This window comes from Streptococcus rifensis, assembly GCF_053203525.1.
In genome coordinates, this window is the sequence record NZ_JBRUCW010000017.1 from 26,902 (window position 1) to 50,313 (window position 23,412).

The following is a 23,412-nucleotide window of genomic DNA, read 5'->3' on the forward strand; positions in this document are numbered from 1 at the left end:
GCAGAAAGGAAATGTTTAATAAATGAAAAAAGATATTCATCCAGAATACCGTCCAGTTGTCTTTCAAGACACTTCTACAGGCTATCAGTTCTTAAGTGGTTCTACTAAGAAAACAAACGAGACTGTTGAATTTGAAGGTGCTGAGTATCCATTGGTTCGTGTTGAAATCTCTTCTGATTCACACCCATTCTACACAGGACGTCAAAAATTCACACAAGCCGATGGACGTGTGGACCGTTTCAACAAAAAATACGGTATCAAATAATCAGGCTATATGTAACACAGTTCGAGAGAGCTGTGTTTTTTAGATACATTTTTAATCTCACTAACAATGGCCTTTTTGGTATAATAGTTAAAAGATCTTATGAAAAAGTCTTTAAGGAAAGTTAGGAGTAGGGACATTATGAAATCAGACGATACATCACTCTTGAAACGGATTGATGTCAAGTTAATTATTCCGGTAGTCTTCTTACTGTTAATAGGTTTGGTTGCTATTTTTGTCGCAACCAACTTAGATTATCCTGATAGGGCTGCTGAGATGCTGATTCAGCAGGGAGCATGGGTTCTAGTTGGATTGTTTTTTGCTTCCTTAGTCATGTTTTTCGATCGCCAATTGTTATGGAAAGCAACTCCTTTTTTATATCTTTTAGGATTGGTGCTGATGATCTTGCCCCTAGTCTTTTACAGCCCTGATTTGATCGCTGCAACTGGTTCAAAAAACTGGGTGGCATGGAATAACCAGAGTCTCTTTCAGCCTTCTGAATTTATGAAAATTTCCTACATTTTGATGATGGCCTATCAGATCGTCCGATTCCAATCAAAGCACCATTCAGCAACGGTCAAAAAAGATTTTTGGCTTCTCTTCCAAATCATCTTAACGACAATTCCTGTGCTAATGTTACTATACCTCCAAAAAGACTTGGGGACAGCCTTGGTTTTTGTCGCTATTTTTGCGGGAATGGTCCTCTTATCAGGCATTTCTTGGGCGATTATTTTGCCTGTTATCATTTTAGGGATTCTCCTTATAGGTGGCTTTGTGATTGTTTTTTCTCAAGAAGAAGGCAGAGTTTTTCTGCATAATCTTGGCATTGACACTTATCAATTAAACCGTGTATCCGCATGGCTAGACCCATTTGAAAATGCCCAAACAATAACCTTTCAACAGGCCCAAAGTTTGATTGCAATAGGCAGCGCAGGACTTTGGGGCAAAGGCTTCATGATTAGTGATGTTCATGTTCCTGTGCGAGAGAGTGATATGATTTTTACGGTCATTGCTGAAAATTTTGGCTTCCTTGGGGGAATCATTCTTATTAGCCTTTACATGCTGTTGATTTATCGAATGATTCGTATTACTATTGCCTCCAATAATCGTTTTTATACCTTTATTTCAACAGGATTTATCATGATGTTATTATTTCATATTTTAGAAAATATCGGTGCAGCAACAGGTCTTCTTCCATTAACAGGAATTCCCCTCCCCTTTATTTCTCAAGGAGGATCCTCCATCATTTCCAATCTGATTGGTATAGGCTTGCTCTTATCGATGAGTTATCAAAATGCCTTAAAACAAGAAGAAAGACAAAGTAAAGGCGTCCGAAAACATCGCTTTATCATTGAAAATATCGACTAGGGTTTACTGCTTCAGCAACAAGAAGGTAGACAGTTGGACAAGCGTTCTAAAGAGCGTATTTTAAAAAACTCTTAGTGCATAAGAATGTCGTGGCACTATATCATATCACTAATACTAAAAGGAGGTCATCATTATGACAGTAGCTGTAATACTTGCACCAGGTTTCGAGGAAATTGAAGCCCTCACTCAAGTTGATGTTTTAAGACGGGCCAACATCCCTGTTGAAATCTTAGGATTTGCTCCAGACGTTACAGGATCTCATAACATTACAGTTCTAGCAGACAAGGTTTTTGAGGGACAGTTAGAGGACTATGAAATGATTATTTTGCCAGGAGGTTTACCAGGTGCCGATCATTTACGTGATAATGATGCCTTGATCAAGGCTCTTCAGGAGGCAGATCAAGCTGGGAAATGGCTTGGCGCCATTTGTGCAGCGCCAAAGGTGCTCGGGAGAGCTGGCCTTTTAAACGATAAACGGTATACCTGCTATCCAGGAGTAGAAGAGGAGATTGCTACTGGAGAGCATGTTAAGGATCTTCTTGTTCAAGATGGTCGTATCATTACGGCCCAAGGAGCTGGGGTCAGTCTGGCTTTTGCCTATCATTTAGTGGATATCCTAGGAGGTAACTCTAAAAAGCTGAGTAATGCCATGATTTATGATTCATTATTTAGTTAAAACTCTGAGGATTTTTCATCTAAACGAGAGCTGAAAACGCCTTAAATTGCTTGTCTGACAAGTTGTTTAAGGCTTTAATATTTTCAGAAAATATGCTATAATAAAGACTATGGACTATCATGATTACATTTGGGATTTAGGTGGTACACTCTTAGATAATTATGAGATATCGGCCAAAGCTTTTTGTGAAACATTAGAAGAGTATGGTCGTCCTGCTCCATCTCATGATGAGGTGTATGCAGCCTTGAAGATTTCAACGGATGACGCCATTTCTCGCTATGCAGCGGGTTTACCGGGATTCTTAGAGCATTACAAATTCCATGAAGGAATAGCTTTAGAAACGCCAATCCTTTTTAAGGGTGTCAGACAGGTTCTGGAGCAAATTGTTTCTTCAGGAGGTCGAAATTTTTTGTGGTCTCACCGCAATAATCAAGTCTTAGATATTTTAGCCATAGCTGGAATCGATCACCTCTTTGAAGAAGTGGTCACAGGGGATAGTGGTTTTCCAAGAAAGCCTGATCCGTCAGCACTTTTATACCTTAAGGATAAATACGAGATGACGAATGCTTTAGTTATTGGTGATCGTGAGATTGACCTAGAAGCTGGACGAGTAGCAGGAATGGCAGTCTATCATTTTGATGGACAAAGTAGCTTGCAAGCTATTCTTGAATAGAATTGAGACAGACATAAAGATGAGCTTAAAAGGCTTTAGGAATAGGAAAAATGACAGAAGATATTAAAAATTTAGAAGAACTAGCTGAAAATTACGATGCTAGCCAGATTCAGGTCCTTGAAGGCTTAGAAGCCGTGCGCTTACGTCCTGGGATGTACATTGGCTCAACTTCAAAAGAAGGTCTCCACCACTTGGTATGGGAGATTGTTGACAATTCGATTGACGAAGCCTTGGCAGGTTTTGCGACAGCAATCGATGTTTTTATTGAAAAAGACAACTCGATTACCGTTGTGGATGATGGACGTGGAATTCCAGTCGATATTCAGGAAAAAACAGGGCGCCCAGCAGTTGAAACAGTCTTTACTATCCTTCATGCTGGTGGAAAGTTTGGCGGTGGCGGTTATAAAGTTTCTGGGGGTCTCCACGGAGTGGGATCTTCCGTTGTTAACGCCTTATCGACACAACTAGAAGTTCATGTCTACAAAAATGGTCAAATCCACTATCAGGAATACCGTCAAGGGGTAGTAGTAGATGACTTGAGGATTATCGGAGAAACGGATCGTCATGGAACCACTGTTCACTTCAATCCAGACCCTGAAATCTTTACAGAAACCACAGAATATGATTTTGACAAACTTGACAAACGGGTGCAAGAGCTCGCTTTCTTGAATCGTGGCTTACGAATTTCCATTACAGACAAGCGCGCTGATAAAGAGCAGACCAAGGAATATCACTATGAAGGTGGGATTTCTAGCTATGTTGAGCATTTAAATGCTAACAAGGAAGCCATATTTGATACGCCCATTTTCACAGAAGGTGAGATGGATGATATTATCGTCGAAGTAGCGATGCAGTATACGACGGCCTACCAGGAGAATCTTCTTTCTTTTGCCAATAATATTCACACACATGAAGGTGGGACGCATGAGCAAGGTTTTCGGACTGCCTTGACCCGTGTCATCAATGACTATGCTAAGAAAAACAAAATTCTCAAAGAAAATGAGGACAATCTGACCGGAGAGGATGTCCGAGAAGGTCTGACAGCGGTTATCTCAGTCAAGCATCCGAATCCACAGTTTGAAGGGCAAACGAAAACAAAATTGGGAAATAGCGAAGTCGTTAAGATTACGAATCGCTTGTTCTCAGAAGCATTTTCAGATTTCCTATTGGAAAACCCTCAAATTGCACGTCGTATTGTTGAAAAAGGGATTCTAGCCAGCAAGGCTCGAATTGCAGCTAAAAGAGCGCGTGAAGTTACGCGTAAAAAGTCAGGACTCGAAATTTCCAATTTGCCCGGTAAGTTAGCTGACTGTGCATCTAATGACCCCAACGAAACCGAACTCTTTATCGTTGAGGGGGATTCTGCTGGTGGATCAGCTAAATCAGGTCGTAACCGTGAATTTCAGGCTATCTTACCGATTCGTGGAAAGATTTTGAATGTCGAAAAAGCGACAATGGATAAAATTTTAGCCAATGAGGAAATTCGAAGTCTCTTCACAGCCATGGGAACTGGTTTTGGCGCAGAATTTGATGTTTCAAAAACACGTTATAAAAAACTGGTTATCATGACGGATGCCGATGTCGATGGCGCGCACATCCGTACCCTTCTTTTGACGCTTATTTACCGCTATATGCGTCCAGTGTTGGAAGCAGGTTATGTTTATATTGCTCAACCACCTATTTATGGGGTGAAGGTTGGATCAGAAATCAAGGCTTATATTCAACCAGGAGCTAATCAAGAACAAGAGTTGGAGGCTGCCTTAGCAGAATACAGTCAGGGGCGTTCAAAACCAACCATCCAACGCTATAAAGGTCTTGGTGAGATGGATGACCATCAACTTTGGGAAACTACGATGGATCCTGAAAAACGCCTGATGGCACGTGTGACTGTGGATGATGCTGCAGAAGCAGACCGGATTTTTGACATGTTGATGGGGGATAAAGTAGAGCCTCGTCGTGAATTTATCGAAGAAAATGCTGTTTATTCAACCCTTGACATTTAAAAGTCTCTTAAATGGGGGTGCAATCTGTCTTATAATATGGTATAATAGGGCAGGTTTTCTATCAAAATAGAATAAAAGGAGATTTATATGTCTAGTGGCGCAATCATTATTATCATTGTGATAGTCACCATTATTATCCTTGCTTATGTATTGAGTATTTTAGCGAGAAAGCGGAATGAAACCTTGCTAGATCAGTTAGAAGAGCGTAAAGAAGCTCTCTTCAATCTTCCAGTCAATGATGAAATTGAAGAAGTGAAAAACATGCACTTAATTGGTCAAAGTCAGGTTGCTTTTCGAGAGTGGAATCAAAAATGGGTTGACCTCTCACTTAATTCTTTTGCAGATATTGAGAATCAGATTTTTGAAACAGAAGGCTTTAATCAATCGTTTCGATTTTTGAAAGCTAAAAATGCCATTGAGAATATCGATAGTCAGATTAATCTAGTAAGTCATGACATCGAGGAAATTCGACAGGCTATGTCTGATCTCAAAACTCAAGAAGAAAAAAACAGTGGACGTGTTCATCATGCACTTGATTTATTTGATGGGTTGCAACAGACACTTGCTGAAAATGAAGCAAGCTATGGATCAACCTTGCCTGAACTGCAGAAACAATTCAAGCATATTGAATCGGAGTTTTCAGAGTTTGTCACCTTAAATACTTCCGGAGATCCTATTGAAGCGTCAGCAATCCTTGATAAGACAGAAGAGCACATGATTGCGCTCAAACAGATTATGGATCGGGTTCCAGGTTTGATTGAAAAACTTGTAACAACCATGCCGGAACAATTGGAAGACCTCCAGTCTGGCTATAAAAAACTGTTAGAAGAAAATTACCAATTCCCTGAAGAAAACATTGAGGTCCGCCTTCAAGACATCCGTTCAGCAATCAAGGATAATCTGAATACAACAGTTGACTTTGAATTAGATCAAGCGGATGCTGAAAATGAGCGTATACAAGATGAGATTGATAACCTCTATCAAATCTTTACAAAAGAAATTGAAGCGAAACAAGAAGTTGCTAAACTGTCTAAGATTCTGCCAGATTATCTCAATCATATTCAATCAAGTCAAGACACATTGCAATCAGAGGTTGAGCGTCTTCGTCAGGCCTTCTTCCTCTCAGATAGTAAGTTAGGTCAAATCCAAACGGTTAAGAATAGCTTTGAAGAATTGAAAGCAGATGTTCACTATAAGATTGAACGGATGAACCAACCAGATATTCCTTATTCTGACATTTTAGAGAGCTTCAAAGCTGCTAAACTGCAACTTTCGGATATCGAAGAGGATCAGATTGGCTTGGCAGAGTATCTCAATGCGCAAGAAACCCAGGAAGCTAACGCTCGTCAACAGGCAGGTTCGTTTGTGAATAAACTCCATACTATTAAACGGTATATGGAAAAACGAAACCTTCCGGGAATTCCAAAATCCTTTATGACTCTTTTCTTTACAACGAGTGATAAGGTTGAGAGTTTGATGGAAGCTCTCGAACCGGAGCGCATTGATATGGAAGCTATCAAACGTCAATTAGATTTGGCTCAAATAGCTATGGACGAACTGGAAGCAGAAACGTATCAGATTGTTCAAGATGCTAGCTTAACGGAGCAATTACTCCAGTATTCGAATCGTTATCGGTCACAGGATCCTAATATTCAGACCGCTTTTGATGATGCTTTAGCTTCTTTTGAAAGACATTTTGATTATGGCTCATCCTTTGCAACAATCTCAACTGCTCTTGAAAATGTTGAGCCTGGTGTTACAGAACGCTTTGTAAAGTCCTACCAACGTACACGTGAGAGCATCACTTTCTAATAATTAGATACTAAAGTAACTAAAATAGAGTTTGGAATCTTCCAGACTCTATTTTTAATGTTTATCGTTTTGTGAATGAAGGGATGAAAAAAATAGATTAAAATGAAAGAGACAGTGGAGGCAGTCCAGACTCTATTAATTGATTTAGTACAAAGTTCTTGATACAGAGGTTGAGAGGTTTGATAGACGGAGAATAGACTATTTTAATTTCGGTCCAAGGCGAGTGAACAGGAGGATTTTATTTTATTGAAAGGAACTCTTTCCACCTCTAAACAACCAGACTTTTTTCAAATAGAATAACAAAAAAAGCGAGCACGTGTACAGCTAGCCTTTTTACTGAGGAGCACTGTCTTTAAAGACAAGAAGTTTACTGAGGACATAATTTAAAATGACGAAAAATACCTGACTGATTAATGAGACGATTAGGTCAATTTTTTTAGGGTCGTGGGACACAAACTGGCCAATGACTCCCGGAAAGGCTTTTGTCAAAAGATAGGTTAGCAAGAGGTCGATACCAAGTGTTGAAAGACGAGCAATAAAGAATTTAACGAGACGTTTCATCCATCCTTGTCTTGCTTGTTTAAAAACAAAACGATCGTTGGTGACAAAGGCGAACAAAATCGCGGTGATATTGGCTACAAAAGCAGCAAAGAGCGACTCCTTGGTCAGAGAAAAGACGATGAATCGAGTCACAAAATAGACTAGGGTTGTCAGAACGCCAAAAAAGAGATAGGATAATACTTCGTGATTTAAGATTTTTTTCATAGTATCAGTCTACCATTTTTCGAAAAATTATGCTATACTTATAAAGTTGTTTTTGACAACCCTTGACACTTCCTACCTTTAGTCAAGCATATTACAAGCGGTTTAGCCGCCAAAGGAGAACAAAATGACTCAAAAATGGACTGCACGAGATCTCGCACAAATTGCTATGGTTGCAGCTATCTATATTGCCTTAACCATTACACCGCCCCTTAATGCAATATCGTATGGAGCCTATCAATTTCGTTTGTCTGAGATGATGAACTTCACAGCCTTTTACAATAAAAAGTATATTGTCGGTGTAACAATAGGCTGTATGATAGCAAATTTTATCGGATTTGGCTGGATTGATATGATTGTGGGAGGACTTTCAACGTTAGTTTTCTTAACCTTGGGAGTTTATCTATTTGAACGCTATATGAAAGACTATCTCTTTAACGGTCTCATTAACAAAGCTTTTTTATACTTTGCCATTTTCTTTTCTCTCAGTATGCTCACTATTGCACTGGAATTGAAATTCCTTTACGATAGCCCCTTCTTTTTTACCTGGGTAACAACTGGGGTTGGAGAGTTTGCTTCATTGCTTATTGGCGGTATTATCATGGATAAATTAAGTAAGCGGATTGACTTGCGTCTGTAATTTTAAGAAAGTAGTTAAAAGTCTGGGAAGCCAGATTTTTTTATTTTTACCCCACTTGCACTTTGTGATTTTTCAATCAATTTTTCCTTGCTTTTCACCCTTTTTTTCTATAAAATAAAGGGGTCTACTATATTGCAAATAGGAGAAACAAATGACAAAACAATTGAAACGTCCGGAGGTCTTATCCCCAGCAGGAACTTTGGAAAAATTAAAAGTGGCTGTTGATTATGGTGCCGATGCGGTCTTTATCGGCGGGCAGGCCTATGGCCTTCGGAGCCGTGCAGGTAATTTCACACCAGATCAGATGCGTGAAGGAATTGCCTATGCGCATGAACATGGTGCTAAGGTCTATGTCGCAGCCAACATGATCACTCATGAGGGCAATGAAGTAGGAGCTGGAGAGTGGTTTAGAGAGCTCAGAGATATGGGGATTGATGCGGTTATTGTTTCAGATCCTGCGCTGATCATGATTGCCTCAACAGATGCACCGGGTCTTGAGATTCACCTATCGACCCAGGCGTCGGCGACCAACTATGAAACCTTTGAATTTTGGAAAGAATTGGGATTGACCCGTGTTGTCTTAGCTCGTGAAGTGACCATGGCAGAAGTTGCGGAGATACGAAAACGCACAAATGTTGAGATTGAGGCCTTTGTTCATGGGGCTATGTGTATCTCTTATTCTGGGCGCTGTGTGCTTTCAAATCACATGAGCCACCGTGATGCAAACCGTGGAGGTTGTTCACAGTCCTGTCGTTGGAAATATGATCTCTATGAAATGCCTTTTGGGCAGGAACGCCGTAGCCTCAAAGGGGAAATTCCAGAAGAGTATTCGATGTCTTCTGTTGATATGTGCATGATTGAGAACATCCCAGACCTCATTGAAAATGGTGTTGACAGCCTCAAGATTGAAGGGCGTATGAAATCTATCCACTATGTATCAACTGTGACTAATTGTTATAAGGCCGCTGTAGATGCTTATTTGGAAAGTCCGGCTAAATTTGAAGCTATTAAGCAGGATTTGATTGATGAATTGTGGAAGGTTGCTCAACGTGAATTAGCAACTGGCTTTTATTATCAAACCCCATCTGAAAACGAGCAACTCTTTGGAGCTCGTCGTAAGATTCCTGAATACAAATTTGTGGCAGAAGTTGTCGCTTTTGATAAAATGACAATGACTGCGACGATAAGACAGCGTAATGTCCTCCATGAAGGTGACCAAGTTGAATTTTACGGACCAGGTTTCCGTCATTTTGAGACGGTGATTGAGAACCTCCACAATGCTGATGGTGAAAAGATTGACCGAGCTCCTAATCCGATGGAACTCTTAACCATAACGGTCCCTCAAGACGTTTACCCTGGTGATATGGTGCGTGCTTGCAAGTCTGGTCTTATCAATCTCTACAAAGAAGATGGCGTCAGCATGACTGTTCGTGCTTAATTTAATGGCTATTAAAAAATCGCTGAAGTTAACTTTCAGCGATTTTTTGTAATTCTGGAGGTAAGACTCTAACTCGTTTGATGTCGTGGAGGGCAATAACCATGGTGAGTGATTTTCTGAGATTTTCCATAACGAGCTGGGATTTGTCCTGATCAATGCGAAGAACAGTACCCGTAAAATTGGAATCATTATAAATCACATGGACAGCAATGTTTTCTTTGAGAGCCTTCTCAATGGTGTTCAGTATTGTTGGCTTAATGGTGTTATTTGTATGGCTGTGTTTTCGCTCATCGCCAGATAAATACTGGCTCAGAAGCAAAATAAGCTTTGAGACTATCTTTTTCATAGCAAAAACTCCAAAGTCTTGATACAATAATCATATACCATTTTTAAAAAAATCACAAGTTTTTACGAATAGTTGATTAGGAGGATTATATGGCAGAATTTAGTTTTGAAATTGTTGAAAAACTATTGGTCTTGTCTGAAAATGAAAAAGGCTGGACCAAGGAACTCAACCGTGTCAGCTTCAACGGCGCAGAAGCCAAGTATGACATCCGAAGTTGGAGTCCTGATCACAGCAAAATGGGAAAGGGGATTACCCTAACCAATGAAGAGTTTCAGGTGCTATTGGATGAATTTTCTAAATAAGGTCGCAATATAAAAAACCTATCACAACGATAGGTTTTTTATATTGGTAAGCCTTCAAATGCTCTGATATAGTGGAGCTAGAAACGAATAAAGGAGTTATTATGTCAGACTTACAGACGATATATCAAATCTTACAAAGTAAAAAATGGGTGGACTTAACTCATCAAATCAATGAGACGATTCCTCATTTTCCTCCTCTTCCGGCTCTTGAGAAAAAGGATATCTTTACTTTGGCCGATGGTTTTCATGTCCAGCAATTCTCAGTAGTGACCCAGTATGGCACTCATATTGACGCTCCCATTCACTTTGTCGAAGGTGGCCGATGGTTAGATGACTTTGACTTGAAAGACTTTATCTTACCCTTATATGTCATTGATAAAAGTACAATTGTTGCTGACAATCCGGACTATGAACTGTCTAAACAAGACGTTTTGGATTTTGAGGCAGAGTACGGACAGATTCCTGCAGGGAGCTTCGTGGCTTTCAGGAGTGATTGGCACAAGCGTTGGCCGAGCCAAGAGGCCATGACCAATGTTGATGAGCGTGGGGCGCAGCGCAGTCCTGGTTGGGGACGGGATGCCCTGGAGTTTTTGATCCATGAGCGTCAGGTTAAAGGACTTGGCCATGAGACACTTGATACGGACTCGGGGCTGGCTATGTTTAACAATGGAGGAGTTCTTCACGAAGAATATTATCTCCTATCTCAAGACATTTTCCAAATCGAAGTGATGACCAATCTGGATCAGGTGCCAGCTACGGGTAGCCTGATTACCATTGCTTTTCCGCATTGGGAAAAAGCGACAGGTTCTCCTGTTCGAGCCATTGCAATTTTACCCTAGTTATAGCTATTCATTATACCATAAGATAGAAAAGATATAATTTACAGTAATACTAGCTTTTGGTACAATAAAAAAGAAATGAAAATGAAAGTCGAAGGACATTACCATGACAAAAACAACGACACAAACTGCACCGTATAGAGTAGATCATGTGGGCTCCTTTTTACGCCCAGATTATTTAATTGCGGCGCGTGAGCAATATGCTGCGGGGGAGATTTCGCAGGACCAATTGACTAAGGTTGAGGACCAAGCGATTCGTGAATTAGTGGTCAAGCAACAAGAGCTTGGTATTGAAAACATTACTGATGGCGAATTTCGTCGTGCTTACTGGCATTTGGATTTCTTCTGGGGTCTCAATGGTGTGGAGCATGTTCAAGCAGCTGAAGGCTACCATTTCCATGATGAAACGACCAAAGCTGACTCAGCTATCCTTTCTGGTAAGATCTCTGGTGAAAATCATCCTTTTGTGAAGCATTATGTCTTTCTGCGTCATGAGGTTGGTGAAAAAGGAGTTGCACGGTTAACCATTCCAGCTCCGGCTCAACTGTATTTTGAATTGATTCGTGATGAAGAACATGTGGCTAATTTAGCTCAGTTTTACCCAACTTTTGAAGCAGTGGTTGAAGATATCCGAGATGCTTACCTCACTGTCTTGAACGATTTATATGACGAGGGTCTTCGTGCCATCCAGGTCGATGATTGCACATGGGGAACACTTGTTGACGATAATTTCTTATTAGCTTGGGGTCGCGGTGAAAAAACAAAAGAAGAAGTACGTGCTGATTTAGCAGACAAATTTTTAACCCTTAATAACGCTTTTTATGAAGCAGTTCCAGAAAATGTTACAGTGACTAGTCACGTTTGTCGTGGGAATTTCCACTCAACTTGGGCATCTTCTGGAGGATACGGTCCAATTGCCAAAGAGCTTTTAGGGGATGAGAAAGTTGATGGCTACTATTTGGAGTATGATACGGATCGTGCTGGTGACTTCTCACCCCTTAAGGAGTTGACACCAGGTAAGAAAGTCGTCCTTGGTCTTTTGACCTCGAAATCGGGAGAATTAGAGAAAAAAGAAGACGTCATTGCGCGTATTCGAGAAGCAGCTGAGATTGTACCGCTAGAAGATCTGTGCCTCAGTCCACAATGTGGTTTTGCCTCAACTGAGGAAGGTAATATTCTCACTGAAGAGCAACAGTGGGCTAAGCTCAAACTCATCCAAGAAATCGTGGCTGAAGTATGGGGGGAATAAGATAGACAGTAGGCATTGGGTCGAGCGAGTAGCTCGGCCTTTTACGTATATGTATGTAGTAGAAGATGAGGAGAATCTAACTGATTATCCAGTCAAGTCAATAGTATTTAAGACTGATTCACAAATAGTAGAATTAACATTGCATGGATCCAAAAGGTATGAGACAGATAATAAAACGGAGCAATCAGAGTGTTAAGTGGTTTAGGAAAAAATTTTAAGGGTTTCCCTAAAGATTTTAATAGACTTATTGGGCAATTAGAGCTCTCTTTTGATTTTTTAGAACACATAAAAACCGCAAGGCAAGACCTTACGGTTAAGTATCAATGTATTAAAGCTTGATTTCCATTAAGATTGGGGTGTGGTCCTGACGGCTACCAGAGTCGATCATTTCAGAGCGGACAACGTGTTTGGCCACACGGTCACTAGTCAGCCAGTAATCGATTCTCCAGCCAGAATTGTTTATTTTGCTGGTTTTGCTACGTTGTGCCCACCAAGTATAGGCTCCAAGGACATCACCGTGCAGGTAGCGGTAGGTATCGACAAAACCTCTGGCGAGAAGGTTGGTAAAGCCCTGGCGTTCCTCATCGGTAAAGCCCGGAGATTGACGATTGCTAGAAGGATGGGCAAGGTCAATCTCTTTATGAGCGACATTATAGTCCCCAGTGGCAAGGACCGGCTTTTTGGCGTCAAGCTCAGCGAGATAGTCGGCGTATTTTTCATCCCAGATTTGACGGTCTGCAAGACGGCGAAGACCGTCGCCTGCATTTGGGGTGTAGACCTGTGTTACAAAACAATCTTCAAACTCTAGCGTGATGATACGACCTTCAACATCCATGGTTGTCGGGGCGCCGATCTCTGGGTAGGTGATGATAGGGGTTAGATTTTTCTTGTAGAGGAACATGGTTCCAGCATAGCCCTTGCGAGCTGGCTCGACGGAGGAGCGCCAGGCAATCTTATAGTCAGGGAAACGTTCCGCCAGGATGGTTAAATGCTTGCCAGTAGGCCCTGCTGCGGAGAGTTTGGTCTCCTGAATAGCGATGACATCTGCGTCATGGAGGGCTAAGGTATCCAGCACAGCTTGTGACAAAAGGGCACGTGGCGATGTGCTAGTGAGGGCAGCGTTTAAGGAATCGATGTTCCAAGAGATGAGTTTCATAGGGGTTCCTTTTCTAAGTCTGTAATGGCTCTATTATATCAAAAAACCCTTAGTCTTGCGACCAAGGGGAATCGGTATTACTGGACTTTACGGACTAACATGGTCACGAATTGCATCTTCAGGCGGTTGCCGTTTTCGTCACGTTTATGGAGTTCACCCATGTCTTCATTGTATTTGATGAATTCCCAATCTCTATAGTATTGACGGAGTTCGCCTTCTTTAAAGGTGAAGGAGAAGGGCATAGGACAGGGTGTTGATGCCGTGTCCATGGCGCAGACGATGAGGTTGTAGCCTCCGGGCTTGGTCTGCTCTTGCATGTTCTGGAGGATAGCTGGGACCCGATCAGGGTTGAGGCCCATGAAGACGACAGTAGAGATGATGGCATCGTAGGATTCAGTGAGATTGGCCATATTGATGTCATAGGGTGCGATGGTCATGGGGAGGTTTTCGGCCTCTGCCATCTCTTTTAGGAGAGTGAGGGCATCTTGGTCGACATCAAGGGCTGTCACCTCATGGCCTAGTCTCGCCAGATAGAGGCTGTTGCGACCACGTCCTGAGCCGAGGTCGAGAATCTTGCTGTTTGGTGCGAGGAAAGGAGCGGTATAGTGGACCTCGGAATGTGTGGGCGTGAGGCCATATTTCTTAGCCACATAGTCTCTCGGTTGGCAGTAAAAGGTCAGCTGGCAACGTAAGTCATCTGTGATAGGCTCGATCCGATGCCAAGCTTGGGGCTCGACAAAGGGGGTATCGCTATTTGCGTCAAAGATGGCTTCGTCTAGGACAGTGCCGTTTTCATCGAGACTGATGAAGTGGAGTTTGCCAGAGAGGATGGTTAATCTGGCCCAGGTTCCTGGTTTGGTATTGTGGCGTTCTTGGAAGGTCTGGGGGATGGTATGAGTTGTCCACTCGGGCATGGTTTTATAAGGGATAAGGGTATGATGCATATGAACCTCCTATTATTAAACTGTTGTTACAACCATTATAACAAAACGGAATGAGTCTATCCGTATTTAACCTGCAGTGCTTGTAGGAAGAATTAGAAAGCATTTAGAAGAGTGGATATCGCTAATTTGTGCTAAAATAAGGAGATTAAACAATTTGGAGTATGAAAGATGCCTTACAATCGTCACTTTAAATTTTCCTTACGAAAATTTAAGCTAGGATTAGCTTCGACTGTTATCGGTATTGGTCTAGCGGGACCAGTAATCTTTGCTGAAGAACCCCAAGCACCAATTACTGAACAAAGTCAAGTCAGTCCGTCTACAGCACAGATTGATTATTTTTATGTGAACTATGAAGACTTGACGGAGCAACAGCGTTCTTTGTTGAAAACGGAACAAGAATTCCATAATGAGGTCGTACATGGCGACAAAACCTATATCTTGGTGTATCAAAAAGAGCACGGTTTTTTGCAATTGCCCAAAACAGGTGACCAGATGCATTGGCTATTACCAGTCTTAACTGGATTAGGGGTTGCAGCCATCTTTTTAGTGCGTGATCGTCAATCGAAACAGTCTCTTAAAGTGATGATTGTTCTAGGAGTTACGTCAGCCTTATTGACAGGCCCTGTGAGTCAAGCCCTGGAGCTTGGGATTAGCCATTTTCTACAGGAAAGTCACCAAGGGATCTTTGGGGACAAGCTTCCAGATCCTCAGTACCGTGTTGGTGACCGTGTTTTCAAATACTATTTGACTCTTGATACTGCGACGGTGGATGCGACTGTTCAGGAGACTCTTGATCATTCAGCAATGCTTTCAGATAATCAGGAGCTGACACCTGTGATAGAGAGTCCCTCTCTGTCTGATGAGGTGACGACCGCGACACCAGATCAGTCAAGCGAAGAAGAGCCGACTGCATCGACGCTACCTGTAGTGAACACACCAGAGACACCTGCTCTACCGACTACTCCAGAGTTACCGGTGGCAGAACCTGTTGTGACCGAATCTCTTGTTAGTCTGCCGTTTATGACGGAATACCGTGAAGACCCTAGCTTACCACTTGGTACGGAGCAATTGCTTCAAACGGGTGTTCTGGGACAAAAACGTCTGATCTTTACGGACGGTGTCTTGACCAGCGAAGAGGTTCTTGTGGCACCTCAAGATGAGATTATTCTCAAGGGTTCTGATGTTGCTCCGGTAAATAATACACCGATTGAACCAGTTGTTCCAACTGAGCCTGTAGTACCTGTTGATCCGGAAGAGCCTGTCAGCCCAGAGGAACCAGTGGTTCCAGAGGTGTCCTCTGAGCCAGTGACACCCACTGAACCAGAAGTGGTGACAACTGTTATGGATGAAGTGATTCCTTATGAAACAGAAAGTCTGGATGCACCGGATTTACCACTTGGAACCTCTGAGGTTGTGCAAGCAGGTCGTGCCGGTAGCCGTCAGCTGACCTATGTCAATGGAGAACTTTTATCGAGCCAAATCTTGCAAGAGCCTGTTAAGGAAATCGTGCGTGTAGGGAGTCGAGCTCCTGAGGTAGAAAGTCTGATTGTAGAGGAAGAGCTTCCTTTCGAGACCCTTTATGAAGAGGATGCGAATCTTGCTCAGGGAGAGACGGAAGTGATCCGTGAAGGACAGGTAGGTATCGTTGAACGTACCTATCGTGATGGTCAAGTAGTTGCTGAGAAGGTTTTGCGAGATCCTGTGGATGCCGTGATCAAACGAGGCACCAAGCCGCTAGCTGGAACAACCACTCTCAGTCGCCAAGAATTGATTCCGTTTGAAACGCAGACTGTTGCGGATGACAGCGAGTATGAAGACTATACTGTAGTGACCCAAGAAGGACAGGATGGTCTTAAAGAAATCACAGAAATCTTCGCAACAGATCGCGGTGCCATCATCGGCAATCCTGTGGCCAGTAGTGAGGTGATTTTAGAGGACCCAATTAGCCAAATCATTCATCAAGGAACCAAACCAATTGCTGGTGAAGAGATAGAAACCAGTGTTCAAGATATTCCCTTTGAGATTCAGGTAATCGAGACGGATCAACTCTACCTTGGAGATATTGAGATGGTGACGCAAGGGCAGGTTGGTGAAAAGGTGGTAACCACCATCTATCAGACCTTGAAAGGCGTTCGCCAGGACAATCCAACGATCAGTGAAGCAGTGACGATGGCGGTGCTTGACCAAGTTATCCGTCGTGGCATTAAGCCCCTAGAAGGCAGTGTTGAGGTCAAGACGACCAAGGTGCTTGAGCTGGAGGATCAGTACTTATTCAGTGATGACCTTTATGTTGGTGAGACTGAGGTGGTGTCTGAAGCGGTTCCAGGTCTTCAAACGATTACGACGACCTATAAGACGATTCGGGGTGAGCAGACGAATGAGGTTATCGATCAGCCGGCTGAAGAAACAACTATTGCACCACAGGCTAGAGTCATCAAGCAAGGTACCAAGGTTCGAACAGAAGCGGAACAGCAAACACCTGTAGGCCTTAACCAAACCGTTACAGTTGGCCAAGTGCCAGCAGCTGAAAAGAGCATTGACCCGAGCAGTGTCACCAATGTGAAGGCCTATGCTTGGCAAGCGATACCTGAAACAGCTATAGTTGGAACAGTGTCAGTAACGGTATTGGTAACCTATACTGATGACTCTGTTGATGAAGTGCCTGTCTCTATTGATGTCGTTCAGGACAAGACGAAGCCAGTCTTAACTTTAGCGGCTTTAGTCGAACACGATGACGATAAGAAAGTGACGCTCAACTATGATTTAGAAGACCCGACAGATAGTTTTGTCGAAGCTAAGTTTGACATCTACCATGGAACCACCCTGGTTACCTCTCAAGCAATCACTTCTTGGGATGATCTGGATGTTTCAAACCTCGATTGGTATGTCCCTTATACCTTGAAAACGACCTTGGTCTATGATTTGGGTAATGGACAGGAAACAGAACATTTGGATGAAGTGCCATTTGAATTGGAGTATAAGCGTGTTGAAATCAAACATGTTGATCGTGTTGAACTCTATCAAAGACAAGCTGATGGCAACTATCAACTGGTTAAAGCCTTGCCAAGTGAACCAAGTGATTGGACGAATTATTACGCTAAAGTCATTGATGAGCAGCAAAAAGACATCTACTTGTCAGTGATTGCGGCAGAGGAAGAATCTGTTGATGAAACACCTTATTTCAAACTGACAGCGACAGCACCGCAGCTAATCGAATACAAGGGACAAGGAACTGAGAATCAGGATAATTACCACTTTTATATTCCAAAAGAACAAGTTTACACAGATGGCAAATACCGTTCCTTTACAGAGCTTATTGCGGCCATGCGTGCGAACCCTTCAGGGACTTTTGAACTTGGTGAGGACCTAAATGCCAGTGAAATGCCATTGACTAATGGAGCCCTTAGTTATGTTCCTGATCATTTTACAGGTAAGCTCCTAGGGAATAGTAATCGTATAGACGGCCTAGCAGCTCCTTTGTTTCATACCTTAAGTGGCTCTTTCCAAGTTTCTGACTTAGCCTTGACCAATGTGGCAATCACTGCACCAAGTGGGAGCGAATTAGGGGCTCTTGCTAAATTTATGGATGGTAGAGCAGGTCAAAGTAAGGTTACTAACGTTGCTGTACAAGGTACAATCGCTGGGGTCCGGTCTCTTGGTGGCTTGGTTTACCAGGCCCGCAATACAGCTTTTGAAAATATCGCTTTTGACGGTGAGATTCGGACAAGTACGACCAATAATATCAATATTACAGGTGGTTTAGTTGCTTACTTGCGTAATGCCAGCAGCATTTCGCAGGCATCTGTTAATGCGACGATCACTGTCAATGCAGTTTCTAATTTTGGGAATGTCCATGTGGGCAGTGTCTCAGGTGCAGTAGGGGAAAGCAGTGGCCCGCAAACTAAAATTAGTCAGGTGGTAGCAACTGGTCAAGTAACCAACCAGGCAGATACAGCGGCTCATGTCGGTGGTTTGATTGGCTCCGTCTTTACGTCTAGCCGTTCTGAGGATATAGTCAGCTCTGTTGATGTGTCCAACGGTGCAGCTCTCATTAGTAATATTGCAAATGCGCAAGCAACCCCAAGTGCTACTGTCGTCCTAGTGGACGGCACACAGCCTGGTCGAACTACAGGGCTTCAGACAGTCACGGCCCAGACAGCCAAGAATCAAGTAGATGCCATGGGCATTACGATCGATGTTGCGGACTTTATCAAGCCAGACATTAATCAGTATGATGTTGACTACAGCCTAGTAACGGGTTATCAATCTGAGAATCAGCTCAAATATGCTAATACGGAAAAACTCTTGCCATTTTACAACAAAGAATTTATTGTTAAGCAAGGGAATTTGATTGCATCTGGTAAACTGGCTACGGATCAAGTTGTTGCTGTGATTCCGATGGTGGGTAGTGAGATTATTGCGGACTATGCAGGGCGCCAATCTGAGATTAATAAGCTCTTGGTTCGCTATGCTGACGGTAGTATCGAATACCTTGATTTAAGCTATACGGAAGATTTCCGTGATACGGCTCTTTCAGAGTATGCTATTGCTGGGACGGACTTGATCTATACACCAAACCACTTGACCGATCATTACCAATCGACTCTTGCTAAGGTTCTACCTACGCTGTCTGCTATTGATTACTATGATCCAAGTCTCCTGGAGGCTTTAAATAAAGAAATTGGAGACTCTACCGTAGAGACCTTGATGGATAAGCTTTACCTCAAAGATTCCTTTACTAGCGTCAAGGAGAATCTGCAGGACTTCCTCAGTGGAGCTATTGCCACTTCAAATATTATCACGATGCCAAACCATGAGTTAGACCAGTACATTCTGGATAATAAAGAAGCCTTGTTACTCGGCATGGCTTATGTGAACCGCTGGTATGATTTCAAGTTTGGAGAGTTAAATGCTAAGGATCTATTGCTCTATTATCAAGATTTTTATGGCAATAAGGTAGACACTCTGGACTGGTTAATTCGCCTTGGTAAAAACTATGACAGACTAAATCCTGCCAATAATCTAACCACTTATGGCACAGAAATCGCGCCTTACACTGGTTATCACGACTTGCTCTCGTATTTGACTGCTAATCGTCAGACCTTGACGGATTACACATCGGATAATGACTGGTTTAAGGCAACAACCAAGGCCCATGTGGTTGAAGCAGCGTCTCAAGAATTGCCAGACCAAGATGTGACGGTCTATAGTTTCTTAAGCGTTCCTAGTCAGCAAAATGGGATTCTACCCTTGTTGACGACACGTGGAGAAACCTTTATCCTGACAACTATTGGTGGGATCACTTACGGCATGTATGACCGTTATTATGGTTACGATGCCATCAAGAACTTAGCCACTCAAGCCGAAAAAGAGGCCAAGATCAGAGAGATGGCAGATCAAGCGGCTATCTGGCAAAGGGATCATTTTGATTTCTGGTACAGGATTGCCCTGGAAGATGTCAGGGACCGCATGATTAAGCCAATGGTGACTTGGGATGGTTACCAGATTCCAAATGGTGGCAAATGGTTGCCGATGTATGGTGATGAGGCGACAAATGCTATCCAAGATTTCTTTGGACCAATTGGAAGCAGGGCGCACTACGCCAATAATGGTTCAGGCGCAATCGCAAATGGCACAACCATTTACTTTATGTTTAATCAGGTTCTGGATTATTATGGCTCCTCAGTCTTTACCCATGAGGTGGTGCACAATAATGATGGTAGCATCTACTTTGGTGGTTATGGCCGTCGCTTTGGTCTAGGGGCGGAGCTCTTTGCCCAAGGATTTCTTCAGTCTCCTGTTTCTCATGATAGTGCTAACTTCGTCATCAATACCATGTATGACTATGAGGCTATGGGAGTAGCAGACAATGGCAATCGCTACCATGCGAGCTCACCAGAGCGTTACCAGACGGCTGATGACTTGCAGGAATATTTCCATGGGGTCTTTGATGTGCTTTACACCTTGGATTATGCTGAAGCAACTGTCGCTTTGGCTAATCTATCTAAAGACCAGCAACGCGGTTATTTTAATACCATTGAAAACTACTATGTCACGGATCCAGGAACAGGTGAAGAAACACATGCCGGAAATAGGTATCGTCGTTTCACCGAGGAAGAGTGGGCTGATCTTGATTTGGCTACTGTTTATGATTTGATTGATCACAATGTGGTTTCCTACCGTGAACATGTGTTAGCTGCTGGTCAGGATAGTGCGGAGTTGAGACGAAATGGTTACTACTATGCACCACTCTTCTCACCAAACTATGCGGCTCTCTCTAATGACAAAGGGTCTCCAGGAGATCTCATGTTCCGCCGAATGGCCTTTGAACTCTTAGCTGAAAAAGGCTATGAGGAAGGATTTATTCCTTATGTGTCTAACCAATTGGCAGCAGAAGCCTTAAGCCGTGGCATCACTGGAACAGAAACTTGGCAAGGACGACGGACAGTTGGTCTTATAACAGATGAGCTAGTTCTTGAAGTTGTGTTTGATAAACAGTACGCTACTTGGCAAGAGTTTAAAAAAGCTATGTTTGACCAACGGATTGCAAAGGTGGCTAATCTTAAACCTATTACCATTACTTACAAGGACCAAGAACGGAGCTTAAGCTCTTATGGAGAGATTGAGGCCCTCTTGCAAGAAGCCTTAGATGAAGATGTGAGACGCTTCTTAACGCTTTCACCATCTACAAATATCAATCTAAATAATAGAAACTACAATAGTTCTTCACGTGTCAAAGAAGTGAAGGCTAAGATCTTTAATGCTTATTTGACATTGACAGATGATTTCAGAGAATCAATCTACAACTAATCAAAAAGTTGCTGGAGAAATCCAGTAACTTTTTTGGCTTTCATCATCTGTTTTCCTAGGTCCCAGTCTTAAACATGGTATAATAAGTAAAAAGTGCTATGGAGGTTGCTATGAAAGAAGTGTTCAAAAAAGGATTGGCTATAGTGTGGCTTTTGGCTATGGTGATTAGCTATTGGCTTTTTCTGCCACCTTTAAATCTACTTAGTACGGACTTTTGGTGGTTTGTGATTGAGGGCTTAGTTCTAGCTTTTGTTGGCTTATCCTTGACGACAGTGATGGATACGATAGGAAAAGCAAGTGCCCGAAAAGCGACCAATACAAGTCGCAAGGAAGTTAATCCAATCAATACGGTCCAAGATAAATGGTTAAAATGGATTGGTATAGGCATTGTCGGCCTAATCGCTTTGATGATGGGCTTGAACCTGCTCAATTCACGGATTTTTCGGGCAAAAAGCTATGCCAATGTGATTACGGTAAAAGAGGCTGATTTTACGCAGGATTTTCCTGAAACCGATATTTCGGCCTTGGCTCTCTTGGACCGTAAATCTGCCAAGAAAATTGGAGATACCTATTTAGGAACTATTGACAAGGTCTCGCAATTCGGGATCTCAGACGATTACCGTCAAGTCACCATTGGCAATCAGCCTTATCGGGTATCACCTTTAGAATACAAAAATTTCTGGAAATGGTTGTCCAACCGCTCAGAAGGGATTGGCTACTATGTCAAGGTTAACCAAACGACGGGGAAGGCAGAGTTGGCTCCACTGGAGCAACCCATGAAGTACTCAGATTCTGAGTATCTCTTCAGAGATACCCTGCGTTACTTGCGGTTTAAGCATCCCTTCACCATCTTTGGAGACCCTTCCTTTGAAGTGGACGATGCAGGCAATCCCTACTATGTGGCGACGGTCTACAAACCACGTTTCATGCTGACTTCCAAAGACCCTGTCGGTGTTATTCTTCTAGATGCAGTGACGGGTGAAACCAAGGAATACAGTCTTGACGCTATTCCTGACTGGGTGGACAGGGTCTTCTCGGCAAACAATGTTTTGACCCGTGTGGATGACTACTATACTTATCAAGATGGATTTTGGAACACGGTCTTTAGCCAGACCGGTGTCAAGGAGACGACCGATAGCTACAATTACATTTCCATTGGCTCAGATATCTACCTCTATACTGGGATTACCTCTGCGACAGCGGATTCGTCTAACCTTGGCTTTATCTTGGTAAATATGCGGACGAGGGAAGTGACCAACTACAAGCTGGCTTCGGCGACAGAATCTGCTGCCATGGCATCGGCAGAAGGAGAGGTTCAAGAAAAAGGCTATGTGGCGACTGCCCCAACCCTGGTCAAGCTCAATGAGAAAGCCTACTACCTGGTATCGCTCAAAGACGATGCTGGTCTGGTCAAGTCCTATGCCTTGGTCGATGCCGAAGACTACCAACAGGTAACCGTCAATAACGACATTGAGCATTTGATTTCGCAGTTTACCGATTTAGACACCTCAGCCCTATCTGGAACAGCAAACTCTGCCGCTGGTCAGGCCGAAGTCGAAATCATCACAGGAGTAGTGGACCAATTGGCTAGCCAAATGATAAATAGCTCAACGGTTTACTACATTTCTTCGTCTGGTGAGATTTATAAGGTCAAGGCAACAGAAGACTCTACAGACCAATTGCCGTTCTTGAAAATCGGAGATAGCTTCTCAGGCGAGTTAAGTAAGGACAACTACCTCAAAAACTTCAAGATTAATTCTAACGATTCTGAGGCAGCAGAAAAAAATTGAATAAAGCAAGACTCTCACTAGGATTCTGGATGTAATCCCAAAAGTTAGATAGTTATAATCTAACTTTTGGGTCAGTGCATTCACTTAATGAGGGCTTTATCATTTAGTTTAGCTTTGTATGATGTTGTATTCTTCTGTTTTATTGTTATTCTTTGAGTGCTGGAAATCTTCTTTTGTAGCTATGAATTTTAGGTCTAAAACATTTTCCAAAATATTGTCAATCGAAAATGAAAATGTCCCGCAAAACTAGGTCTTATTTGTGTCAAAACCACTGTTATTTTGTTGAGACATAGTTTATACTAGTATGTGGTTGGGTAAGATTTTCTTTCTCAGCCAGATATT

General features: G+C 42.6%; 17 protein-coding genes and 1 riboswitch. Of the genes, 13 read left to right on the forward strand and 4 right to left on the reverse strand.

Annotated elements, in window-relative coordinates; genetic code table 11:
• The first annotated feature begins 22 nt into the window (after positions 1–22).
• From ACVRYP_RS09650 to ezrA, 6 genes are all read left to right on the forward strand, one after another.
• Positions 23–265: a type B 50S ribosomal protein L31 gene (locus ACVRYP_RS09650; protein ID WP_447468504.1), complete on the forward strand. Its 243-nt coding sequence runs from the start codon at positions 23–25 to the stop codon at positions 263–265.
• 138 nt (positions 266–403) lie between these two features.
• A complete protein-coding gene (locus tag ACVRYP_RS09655) occupies positions 404–1,630 on the forward strand; it encodes an FtsW/RodA/SpoVE family cell cycle protein (protein ID WP_447468505.1) in 1,227 nt (408 codons plus the stop codon).
• A gap of 130 nt (positions 1,631–1,760) precedes the next feature.
• A complete protein-coding gene (locus ACVRYP_RS09660; RefSeq protein WP_447468520.1) occupies positions 1,761–2,306 on the forward strand; it encodes a DJ-1 family glyoxalase III in 546 nt (181 codons plus the stop codon).
• Positions 2,307–2,415: 109 nt separating this feature from the next.
• Entirely contained in the window at positions 2,416–2,979 is a 564-nt protein-coding gene (locus ACVRYP_RS09665) for an HAD-IA family hydrolase (protein ID WP_447468506.1), read from the forward strand.
• A 50-nt stretch (positions 2,980–3,029) separates the two neighbouring features.
• A complete protein-coding gene (gene gyrB, locus ACVRYP_RS09670; protein WP_447468507.1) occupies positions 3,030–4,982 on the forward strand; it encodes a DNA topoisomerase (ATP-hydrolyzing) subunit B in 1,953 nt (650 codons plus the stop codon).
• An 87-nt stretch (positions 4,983–5,069) separates the two neighbouring features.
• Entirely contained in the window at positions 5,070–6,794 is a 1,725-nt protein-coding gene (gene ezrA / locus ACVRYP_RS09675) for a septation ring formation regulator EzrA (RefSeq protein ID WP_447468508.1), read from the forward strand.
• A gap of 333 nt (positions 6,795–7,127) precedes the next feature.
• On the opposite strand, the gene ACVRYP_RS09680 is transcribed toward ezrA, so the two are convergent.
• Complete coding sequence (locus ACVRYP_RS09680; RefSeq protein WP_447468509.1) at positions 7,128–7,559, reverse strand: GtrA family protein; 432 nt, start codon at positions 7,557–7,559, stop codon at positions 7,128–7,130.
• 28 nt (positions 7,560–7,587) lie between these two features.
• Positions 7,588–7,686: riboswitch (PreQ1 riboswitch) on the forward strand.
• On the opposite strand from ACVRYP_RS09680, the gene ACVRYP_RS09685 reads away from it, so the two are divergent.
• Entirely contained in the window at positions 7,684–8,196 is a 513-nt protein-coding gene (locus tag ACVRYP_RS09685; protein WP_447468510.1) for a QueT transporter family protein, read from the forward strand. Its footprint overlaps the riboswitch before it by 3 nt.
• A gap of 151 nt (positions 8,197–8,347) precedes the next feature.
• A complete protein-coding gene (locus ACVRYP_RS09690; RefSeq protein ID WP_447468511.1) occupies positions 8,348–9,634 on the forward strand; it encodes a peptidase U32 family protein in 1,287 nt (428 codons plus the stop codon).
• A 28-nt stretch (positions 9,635–9,662) separates the two neighbouring features.
• On the opposite strand, the gene ACVRYP_RS09695 is transcribed toward ACVRYP_RS09690, so the two are convergent.
• On the reverse strand, positions 9,663–9,980 hold the full coding sequence (locus tag ACVRYP_RS09695; RefSeq protein ID WP_447468512.1) for a hypothetical protein: 318 nt from the start codon (positions 9,978–9,980) through the stop codon (positions 9,663–9,665).
• Between the two features lie 89 nt (positions 9,981–10,069).
• Between ACVRYP_RS09695 and ACVRYP_RS09700 the strand changes: the two genes are divergently transcribed.
• The 3 genes from ACVRYP_RS09700 (at position 10,070) to ACVRYP_RS09710 (ending at position 12,370) form a co-directional block, all read left to right on the forward strand.
• Positions 10,070–10,282 carry a YdbC family protein gene (locus ACVRYP_RS09700; protein WP_447468513.1) on the forward strand — a complete coding sequence of 71 codons (213 nt, stop codon included), beginning with the start codon at positions 10,070–10,072 and terminating at the stop codon, positions 10,280–10,282.
• Between the two features lie 101 nt (positions 10,283–10,383).
• On the forward strand, positions 10,384–11,121 hold the full coding sequence (locus tag ACVRYP_RS09705; protein ID WP_447468514.1) for a cyclase family protein: 738 nt from the start codon (positions 10,384–10,386) through the stop codon (positions 11,119–11,121).
• A 106-nt stretch (positions 11,122–11,227) separates the two neighbouring features.
• A complete protein-coding gene (locus tag ACVRYP_RS09710; protein WP_447468515.1) occupies positions 11,228–12,370 on the forward strand; it encodes a 5-methyltetrahydropteroyltriglutamate--homocysteine S-methyltransferase in 1,143 nt (380 codons plus the stop codon).
• Positions 12,371–12,698: 328 nt separating this feature from the next.
• Here the strand turns inward: ACVRYP_RS09710 and ACVRYP_RS09715 are convergent, their stop codons facing one another.
• Entirely contained in the window at positions 12,699–13,526 is an 828-nt protein-coding gene (locus ACVRYP_RS09715; RefSeq protein ID WP_447468516.1) for an exodeoxyribonuclease III, read from the reverse strand.
• A gap of 77 nt (positions 13,527–13,603) precedes the next feature.
• The gene (gene tehB, locus ACVRYP_RS09720; protein ID WP_447468517.1) at positions 13,604–14,470 is read right to left on the reverse strand and encodes an SAM-dependent methyltransferase TehB; all 867 of its coding nucleotides are present in this window, start codon (positions 14,468–14,470) and stop codon (positions 13,604–13,606) included.
• 168 nt (positions 14,471–14,638) lie between these two features.
• On the opposite strand from tehB, the gene ACVRYP_RS09725 reads away from it, so the two are divergent.
• Together ACVRYP_RS09725 and ACVRYP_RS09730 are read left to right on the forward strand one after the other, a co-directional pair.
• Positions 14,639–21,280 (forward strand): ZmpA/ZmpB/ZmpC family metallo-endopeptidase, encoded by a 6,642-nt coding sequence (locus tag ACVRYP_RS09725; RefSeq protein WP_447468518.1) that lies wholly within the window; start codon positions 14,639–14,641, stop codon positions 21,278–21,280.
• 110 nt (positions 21,281–21,390) lie between these two features.
• A complete protein-coding gene (locus tag ACVRYP_RS09730; protein WP_447468519.1) occupies positions 21,391–23,070 on the forward strand; it encodes a hypothetical protein in 1,680 nt (559 codons plus the stop codon).
• Positions 23,071–23,412: the final 342 nt, after the last annotated feature.

Coding starts and splice junctions, on each gene's coding strand:
- ACVRYP_RS09650 (WP_447468504.1), top strand. CDS start 23: ATGAAAAAAGATATTCATCCAGAATACCGTCCAGTTGTCTTTCAAGAC.
- ACVRYP_RS09655 (WP_447468505.1), top strand. CDS start 404: ATGAAATCAGACGATACATCACTCTTGAAACGGATTGATGTCAAGTTA.
- ACVRYP_RS09665 (WP_447468506.1), top strand. CDS start 2,416: ATGGACTATCATGATTACATTTGGGATTTAGGTGGTACACTCTTAGAT.
- gyrB (WP_447468507.1), top strand. CDS start 3,030: ATGACAGAAGATATTAAAAATTTAGAAGAACTAGCTGAAAATTACGAT.
- ezrA (WP_447468508.1), top strand. CDS start 5,070: ATGTCTAGTGGCGCAATCATTATTATCATTGTGATAGTCACCATTATT.
- ACVRYP_RS09680 (WP_447468509.1), bottom strand. CDS start 7,559: ATGAAAAAAATCTTAAATCACGAAGTATTATCCTATCTCTTTTTTGGC.
- ACVRYP_RS09685 (WP_447468510.1), top strand. CDS start 7,684: ATGACTCAAAAATGGACTGCACGAGATCTCGCACAAATTGCTATGGTT.
- ACVRYP_RS09690 (WP_447468511.1), top strand. CDS start 8,348: ATGACAAAACAATTGAAACGTCCGGAGGTCTTATCCCCAGCAGGAACT.
- ACVRYP_RS09695 (WP_447468512.1), bottom strand. CDS start 9,980: ATGAAAAAGATAGTCTCAAAGCTTATTTTGCTTCTGAGCCAGTATTTA.
- ACVRYP_RS09700 (WP_447468513.1), top strand. CDS start 10,070: ATGGCAGAATTTAGTTTTGAAATTGTTGAAAAACTATTGGTCTTGTCT.
- ACVRYP_RS09705 (WP_447468514.1), top strand. CDS start 10,384: ATGTCAGACTTACAGACGATATATCAAATCTTACAAAGTAAAAAATGG.
- ACVRYP_RS09710 (WP_447468515.1), top strand. CDS start 11,228: ATGACAAAAACAACGACACAAACTGCACCGTATAGAGTAGATCATGTG.
- ACVRYP_RS09715 (WP_447468516.1), bottom strand. CDS start 13,526: ATGAAACTCATCTCTTGGAACATCGATTCCTTAAACGCTGCCCTCACT.
- tehB (WP_447468517.1), bottom strand. CDS start 14,470: ATGCATCATACCCTTATCCCTTATAAAACCATGCCCGAGTGGACAACT.
- ACVRYP_RS09725 (WP_447468518.1), top strand. CDS start 14,639: ATGCCTTACAATCGTCACTTTAAATTTTCCTTACGAAAATTTAAGCTA.
- ACVRYP_RS09730 (WP_447468519.1), top strand. CDS start 21,391: ATGAAAGAAGTGTTCAAAAAAGGATTGGCTATAGTGTGGCTTTTGGCT.